General features: G+C 61.3%; 1 protein-coding gene. It reads left to right on the top strand.

What is annotated here, in order from left to right; translation table 11 throughout:
- Positions 1–79: 79 nt before the first annotated feature.
- Positions 80–837, top strand: a protein-coding gene (locus tag NS365_RS23935) for an IS5 family transposase (RefSeq protein WP_430515439.1) whose coding sequence is annotated in 2 segments (ribosomal slippage) — positions 80–430 and positions 433–837 — 756 coding nt in all. Because the reading frame shifts where the segments join, the coding sequence is not laid out codon by codon here.
- Positions 838–850 lie beyond the last annotated feature (13 nt).

The raw sequence follows: 850 nt of genomic DNA, 5'->3' as shown, positions 1-850 counted from the left end.
CTAGGTAGGGGACCCAACCAACATATTGCCCGAATTGGCGGATTTCATCCGGGATTGGGTCCTTTGGATGGAGACGATCATGCGCGATCTGTTCTGGCTGTCGGACGAGGCATGGGCGGTGTTGGAGCCGCACCTGCCGAAAAACCAGCCTGGTAAGCCGCGGGTCGATGACCGGCGGGTGATCTCGGGCATCCTCCATATCTTGAAGACCGGCGGTCGCTGGCGGGATGTGCCGCCAGAGTACGGACCGGCCAAGACGATCTATAACCGCTACACTCGCTGGGCTCGGCGTGGAGTCTGGCAGCGGATCTTCGGCAAGGTCGCCGCCGCAGGTGCTGTCCCTCACGAGCTTTGCCTCGATAGCACCCATGTCAAAGCACACCGCTCTGCTTCGGGCGGAAAAGGGGGGAGTTTGCCCAAGCGGTCGGCATCTCGCGCGGCGGCCGAACGACGAAAATCCATTGTCTGGCCGATGCTTGTGGCCGGATCGTTGCCCTCGCCCTGACGCCTGGCAACATCGCAGACATCACTATGGCGCTCCCGCTTCTGGAGGCTATGAGACCGACCGAGCGGCTCATTGCGGACAAAGCCTACGACGCCGACAGGCTGCGAAACTGGCTCAGCGACCGACAGATCGAGCCAGTCATTCCAGGACGGGCTGCCCGTGACATTGTCTACCCGCTGAACAGAAGGGCTTATCGCCGCCGAAACGTGATCGAGCGCATGTTCGGCAAGCTCAAGAACTGGAAGCGCATCGCAACCCGATACGATCGCCTCGCCATCAACTATCTCGCCGCCATCGCGCTGATCGCGACGGTTACTCAATGGCTTGGGTGAGTCCCCTACCTAG

It is taken from the genome of Aureimonas ureilytica (assembly GCF_001475935.1).
GTDB classification, from domain to species: Bacteria; Pseudomonadota; Alphaproteobacteria; order Rhizobiales; family Rhizobiaceae; genus Aureimonas; species Aureimonas ureilytica_A.
The sequence above is the reverse complement of the archived record's forward strand: the minus strand, read 5'-3'. Positions and strand labels throughout refer to the sequence as shown.